This window comes from Brasilonema octagenarum UFV-OR1, assembly GCF_963888615.1.
Lineage (GTDB): Bacteria > Cyanobacteriota > Cyanobacteriia > Cyanobacteriales > Nostocaceae > Brasilonema > Brasilonema sennae.
In genome coordinates this window covers 37,397-44,114 of record NZ_CAWPKW010000272.1, presented here as the reverse complement: position 1 = coordinate 44,114, position 6,718 = coordinate 37,397, and the positions used below count along the sequence as shown (strand labels likewise).

The window sequence follows — 6,718 nt, the reverse complement described above, 5'->3', positions numbered from 1 at the left end:
CAAAAAGTGCCTAATTTTAAGTACAAAGTCTCAAATTATAGTACTTAGCAATACTGAAACAGTCATTTTTTGTATTCTTTAATACCGTTTACACGCACTAACTAGCAACTTACGTAACTATCTCCAGCAAGAGCCGCTAGGTAAAGTCAGAGCGTCAACACTTGTAACTTTTAGATGAGCAAAGCTATATCAATTTCAAGTGTTCAGTGATACTAGATTTATATCTATAAAAATCACTATAAAAGGAGAATAGCTTTTGAACCAAGCGACGCTGCACCAGTTAAAGGTGTTCGAGGCTGCGGCGCGTCACAGTAGCTTTACTCGTGCCGCTGAAGAACTCTTTCTCACTCAACCCACTGTTTCCATGCAAATTAAGCAACTCACAAAATCAGTTGGGTTGCCGTTGTTTGAACAGGTAGGAAAGCGCCTCTATCTTACAGAAGCGGGACGGGAACTATTTGCCACTTGTCGGCAGATTTTCGACACAATTGCCCAACTTGAAATGAAAGTGGCAGATTTAAAAGGGTTAAAGCAAGGACAATTGCGGTTGGCAGTCATTACTACAGCTAAGTACTTCATACCACGTTTATTGGGTCCATTTTGCCAACTTTACCCAGGAATTGATATCGCCCTGCAAGTGACAAATCATCAAGGCATTCTGGAACGTATGAGCAGTAATATGGATGATTTGTATATCATGAGCCAAGTTCCAGAACATTTAGATGTCAATTACCAGCCATTTTTAGAAAACCCTTTGGTCGTTATAGCACCAGCTAATCATCCTCTGGCAATGGAAAAAAATATTTCGATTGAACGTCTTGCTGATGAACCTTTTATTATGCGCGAACCAGGTTCAGGAACAAGGCGATCAGTGCAAGAATTATTTGATCATCAGAAAGTGATGGTGAAGGTTAAGCTGGAACTGGGCAGCAACGAGGCGATTAAGCAAGCAATTGCTGGTGGCTTGGGAATTTCCGTTTTGTCTCGACATACTTTAGTGACAGATAATAAAGATTTAGCCATTCTGGATGTAAAATACTTTCCCATCCAACGGAATTGGTACATGGTTTACTTAGCTGGTAAGCAACTGTCTATCGTTGCTCGTACCTATTTTGAGTATCTACTAGATGCTGCAAAGCAATTTGCAGATCAAACACTAAGTTCTAGTCTTTTTCAGGCAGACAAAAATAGTTAGAGAGGTATAAATTTATTGATAAGACTAATATCAATAACAGTTTCAAAGCAGTAAAAAATCTGTCTTTGGATTGAAATCATCAACTATTTAGCAATGCCCCTTTTCAGCAAAAATGGAGGAGATGTTTGGGTAAAGGCAGCAGTTAGTTAAGGGACAGTTCACCCATACGATTAAATAAGCAGCAAAAGCATTCACAATCAGAGAAAACTGACAGTGACTAGTAAAGGAAGCATCGGCTGTGCGAAAAACAGTAGGAACCGAGATTGTATCTGTGATAGTGTATACGGATATTGCCCTGGTGACACGACGAAGCGCGATCAAGGAAGCGTCAAGCCTCCAGCTTATCGCACTAACCGGACAAGAACGAGAATTAGAAATTCTCCAACTGCCAGTTACGCTGTTAACTGAGTCCATCAGGGTTAGTGGTAGAGCTGAAGTTGTAGTACACCTACTGGGAGTCAGCACAGAGCGAGTCTTCTCTTGCGAACCCTTTGCCGAACGATTGAGCCATTTGACAAGGCAAATCCAGCAATTAGAAGCAGAATGGAACCTCTTGCAAGCACAAATCGATGCTTTGGCTTTGCAGTCAAAGTTTATTGAAGGTTTACGTGAGAAAACAGAGGAACCTTTTGCACAAAGTCTGTCGCGGAAAAATCTTAGCTTGAGTGAAACTTTGGATTTTCTCAACTTTCTAGGAAGCCAGTACAGCGAGTATGCTATTGCGACAACGGAGTGCAAAGTCCAACAGCAAGAATTAGACAAGCAGCTACAGGTTCTGCGTCAACAGTGGCAACAACTACAAACACCATCACCCAAGGAAAGTTTTACCTTGAGTGTGGGGATTGAGCCTGCGGGTGCTGGAGAGTTTGAGCTAGAAGTCTGTTATGTAGTCAATTACGCTAGTTGGACTCCGCTGTATGACTTGCGAGTCAATACAAGCAGCAATTCCATCAATCTTACCTATCTGGCTGAAGTCACCCAAAGTACAGGTGAAGATTGGACGAACGTATCTCTGACTTTGTCTACCGCAAAACCTGGGTTGGGAACTTTACCACCATTACTGGAACCTTGGTACATTGACGTACTGCGTCCACCAGAGTTTTTGCGTATGCAAAGACTAGCAGCTATGCCTACTCCTCCTACTGGAGATAATCCAACATCAGAAACCGAACAATTTCAGGAAAATTTGGTCACTGGAGAAACTGTTGTTGCAGAAGTTTCTAAACAAGGAAATACAGTCACTTTTGAGGTGAACAGCAGTGGAAAGATTCCCAGTGACGGCACACCTCATAAAACGACAATTTTTAACGGCGATTTCCCTTGTAGCTTTGAGTATGTGGCAATACCACGCTTGTTTAGCTTTGCTTATCTACAAGCAAATGTAAAAAATACTGTTAATTGTGTCACTTTATTACCAGGAAAAGCGAATATTTTCCGAGATCATACATTTGTCGGAACAACTCAATTAGAAAATGTTGCACCAGGGCAAGAGTTTAAGCTCAACTTAGGAATTGATGAAGGTTTAAAAATTGAACGTGATTTAGTAGAACGTCAGGTAGAGAAAAAACTGATTGGCAACAATTGCAGGATTACTTATGCTTATCGGATAGTTATAACTAACTTACAAAATCAAGAAGCAAATTTAAAAGTCATTGAACAATTACCAATCAGCCGCAACGAAAAAATTAAAGTCCGTCTCAACCGTAGTAATCCGCAAATTCAACTTGGTGAAATGGGAATATTGGAATGGTCTTTAGCTCTTTCACCGCAGGCACAACGTGAGGTATATTATCAGTTTGTTGTTGAACATCCACCTGAGTTAACAGTCGTTGGTTTGGATGTTTAGCCAACTTGTGTATGATCAATTACGCCTGACACAAACCAAAAGTATAAAGAACGAGTGTTTGAATGTAGTCGTTGCGGTTTTGTGATCGACCGTGACTTAAATGCAGCTATTAATTTGAGCCACTGCTCGACTAGGGTTTCCCGGCTTGAGGCATGTGGCGTATCGCGTTTGGCTAAAACGTGAATGCTTTCTGAGGGATAACCGCTCCCATGCTCCCCATGAAGAAAGAAATAGAATGTCTAGACTTGTCTAGCTTTTATGTAGCAGGTTAAGATAATTGCACAAATGTCTGCGAGGGTGCAGGAAAAGGCGATAAATCTAGCTTGGAAACTGGCTTTCGCAGATATTTAACCACACCTAAGTCTTGATTCTCTGGGGCAGCGAAGTATTTAATCGGGTCATCCACTTTGCCTTTGTCATTTGCGACACTAAAATGGTACAAACCACGAAAAATCATCTCCAAAGAAATGCGGTCAAACGGTAGAGATAATTCGTCAGCAACCCCATCTCCCAAGTCAACCAAAACAGCATAACATAACCAAGTACCCCAGACTTGTAGCTTGATACCATTAATAGAACCAGTCCATAAATAAGATAGCCCCAGCAAGCGTTTTACTGTGTAGAAAGCTTCTTCAACTCTCCATCTTCGGCGGTATAAATCTGCCACAACATAAGGAGGTAAAATTTGTGGGTCAAGGACAGAAGTAATGTAAGAATAGCTAGTTTTACCAACTTTCAGTAGACCGAAAACTTTTGAAAGTTGACGAAAGAATAAGGATTTCAGCCGTCGTTTTGGAGGCTGGCGATCGCTTATGGTCGCGATGGCTATGCGCGTCCATCCAGAACAGAGGTGCTTGAAAGGTAGATTAGAAGCTAATTTCGACTCCTTGCATTTTTACCGGAAAATGAATGAAGGACGCTTAAAGCTTCTGGAAAACTTTTCGGTCTACTGAAGCTATTTATGTATGGTTCATTTTTTTCACAACTCATTTAGGATTGCTATAGTAGTGTCTCAGTTTGAATTTCAAAATTCGGTTGATTCCGACCCTTCCGCTTTGTTGCTATACTTGGCGAAGCTCAGTGCCGCTGTCATGCGCTGAGTCGCACGCTCAACTATAGGTCGAGGAAGAAAATAACGAATGGTAAATGACGATGGCACCAAGATAATTTCCTGGGGAACGCCAGAATCAGCGGCGATGTTGGCGAACGTCAAACGAGCGATGGCGATAACCGCCAAGCTTAACCGTTTGACGTTCAACGATGTAGACGAAATCCGAGCCTTGTTCAGCGAACTTATCGGCAAAAAAGTAGACGAGAACTTTTTACTGCTCCCGCCATTCTATACTCTCGGCGGGGACGAAATCCGTGTCGGGCGTAACGTCTCCGTAAATCAGAACTGCACTTTTTATGACGTTGGCGGCCTCGACATTGCTGACGATGTAATGATCGGGCCGAACGTGAGCATCATCACGACAGGTCATCCCCTTGAACCTTCGCAGCGCCGCAAAGTCACAATCGGCAAGCCCATCGTAATTGAGAGAAATGTTTGGATCGCAACAGGCGCAATAATTATCGGCGGGGTGACGATAGGCAAAAACTCGGTTGTAGCTGCAGGTTCGGTAGTCACCAAGGACGTTCCCCCCAATGCCCTTATCGGAGGAAATCCGGCGCGTGTCATTCGTTTGGTTGGCGAAGTGGAGCATCCGGCAGAAGCCATGAGCGAAAATTCAAATTGAGACACTGCCGTTGTGAAGCCAGGGTAAACGCATCTTATTTACTAATAAAAACTAAGAAAGATTTAAAAATGACATAAATAATTGTAAAATTTGAGGAAATGATAAAGAAAACAACTCAATTTTTTTCTCAAACTGTGAATAAGCTTATATTCATCTGAATGGCTATTCAATAATACTAAAAATATTCAATTAAGGGGGAAATAAAAGCATATTTCCCCTGAGAATAAAGAAACATTTAATGTCAAATACTTAACTCAAGTTTTGATCTACTGTTTGAAGCTAACGCTAAAACATTTAGTAAATAGTTGTTATCCATCGCCGCGAGGAACTGTTTATTTTTGATTCCTCATTTCACACGCTTTTCTTTACCTAACTGGAGTAGCGCAGATCGCTCTAGTAAAGAAAAGCTAATTCTTCATACTTTCACAACCTTTAACGTTCTTAAGCTTGTATCAGCACAACCACTAATAAATCCACCCAACTCTTGAATGTGTTGTAAATACTCTAAAGCACATGGAGAAATAACTTCTCCAGGCATCAAGATGGGAATTCCTGGTGGATATGGACAAATGATTTCCGCACAAATGCGTTCTGAGGTTTCTTGAAATGGCAAGGTTTCTGTAGGAGAAAAAAAAGCTTCACGGGGCGAAAGATGTATGGAATTTCCTGTGATGCTAAACAAATCCTTTCCTTCCCTCATTAATAGGGAGTAGGCAGGAGATGGAGTTTTTCGATACTCTTTACTAAGGGTAAGAAAAGCTTGGACAAGTTGTTCAATATCCTTTTGGGTGTTACCGAAACTGATGATGAAAGTCAGATGTTGTAGTGATGAAAATTCAGCCGTAACGCCCAGCTTGTCATTCAGAATTTCCTCAGCTTCAAAGCCAGTCAAACCTAAGCTAGAAACAGTGACGGTTAATCGGGTTTTATCTAAAGCAACAAAACCAGGTGATGTCTCATGAAGAGGGATTTCCAAAACGGATAAACCAGGGATTTGACTAATACGAGTTCTCGCTTGTTGGGCTAGTTCTAATGTGCGAGACATCAACTCTTTACCATCAAGCGCCATCTGCTGACGTGCTGCATCCAGAGAAGCTAAAAGTAAATAACTAGGACTAGTTGATTGTACCAGTTGCAATGCTTTACTCACACGGTCAATATCTATCTTGTTACCTTGAACATGCAGCATTGATGCTTGAGTCAATGCACCTAGTACTTTGTGAATAGATTGTACGCTGATGTCAGCACCTGCGGCTAAAGTTGGAGTGGGTAGTTGGGGATGAAAGGCAAAGTGTGCACCATGTGCTTCATCCACAATTAAGGGGATGTTATGTTGGTGGGCGAGGGAGGCTATTGCCCTCACATCTCCACAAACACCGTAGTATGTAGGGTAAACCATAAATAGTGCTTTCGCATCAGGATGCTGTTCTAAAGCAGCTTGTACAGCGCTGGGAGTGATACTGTGAGCAATATCTAAAACTGAGTCATATTCTGGATTGATAAAAATTGGGATAGCGCCGCAGAGAATTAAACCTGCGATCGCAGAAGAATGAACATTCCGAGGCAGAATAATTTTATCTCCTGTACCGCAAGTTGCAAGAATTGCCGCTTCAATTCCACAGGTAGAACCATTGACAAGAAACCAAGTCTGTGAAGCGCCAAAAGCTTCAGCCGCTAGCTGCTGCGCCTGCTGAATAACGCCACTTGGTGCAAAAAGGTTGTCTAATTCTGCTAATTCTGGCAAGTCAGCACGAAACACTGCTTTGCCAAAAACATCAGTTAAGGATTTGGAAATTCCTTGTCCTCGTTTGTGCCCTGGGGTGTAAAAAGGAGCGTGAGGACGTTCTGCACTGGCTTTTAAGGTGTCTAATAAGGGTATTTGGTTTTGATTGAGCATTTTGGCAACGGATTTTGTCGCGGATGTAGTGGATGAGTTACTTT

General features: G+C 41.9%; 5 protein-coding genes and 1 pseudogene. 4 read left to right on the top strand and 2 right to left on the bottom strand.

Translation table 11 applies throughout. From position 1 onward, the window contains the following. Positions 1-256: 256 nt before the first annotated feature. The 3 genes from AC5590_RS22875 to AC5590_RS22865 all read left to right on the top strand — a co-directional run bounded on the left by AC5590_RS22875 (position 257) and on the right by AC5590_RS22865 (position 3,224). A complete protein-coding gene (locus tag AC5590_RS22875) occupies positions 257-1,195 on the top strand; it encodes a LysR family transcriptional regulator (RefSeq protein ID WP_169265696.1) in 939 nt (312 codons plus the stop codon). A gap of 238 nt (positions 1,196-1,433) precedes the next feature. Further along, the gene (locus AC5590_RS22870) at positions 1,434-3,041 is read left to right on the top strand and encodes a mucoidy inhibitor MuiA family protein (RefSeq protein ID WP_169265695.1); all 1,608 of its coding nucleotides are present in this window, start codon (positions 1,434-1,436) and stop codon (positions 3,039-3,041) included. A gap of 18 nt (positions 3,042-3,059) precedes the next feature. Beyond that, entirely contained in the window at positions 3,060-3,224 is a 165-nt protein-coding gene (locus AC5590_RS22865) for a zinc ribbon domain-containing protein (protein WP_370460801.1), read from the top strand. Between the two features lie 118 nt (positions 3,225-3,342). On the opposite strand, the pseudogene AC5590_RS22860 reads toward AC5590_RS22865, so the two are convergent. Continuing rightward, positions 3,343-3,855, bottom strand: a pseudogene (locus AC5590_RS22860) (transposase); the annotation flags it as partial. Between the two features lie 325 nt (positions 3,856-4,180). Between AC5590_RS22860 and AC5590_RS22855 the strand changes: the two are divergent. Beyond that, positions 4,181-4,777 (top strand): sugar O-acetyltransferase, encoded by a 597-nt coding sequence (locus AC5590_RS22855; RefSeq protein WP_169265693.1) that lies wholly within the window; start codon positions 4,181-4,183, stop codon positions 4,775-4,777. A gap of 415 nt (positions 4,778-5,192) precedes the next feature. Here AC5590_RS22855 and AC5590_RS22850 read toward each other — a convergent pair whose 3' ends face one another. Continuing rightward, positions 5,193-6,674, bottom strand: a complete 1,482-nt coding sequence (locus AC5590_RS22850; RefSeq protein WP_169265692.1) for an aminotransferase class I/II-fold pyridoxal phosphate-dependent enzyme — start codon at positions 6,672-6,674, stop codon at positions 5,193-5,195. Positions 6,675-6,718 lie beyond the last annotated feature (44 nt).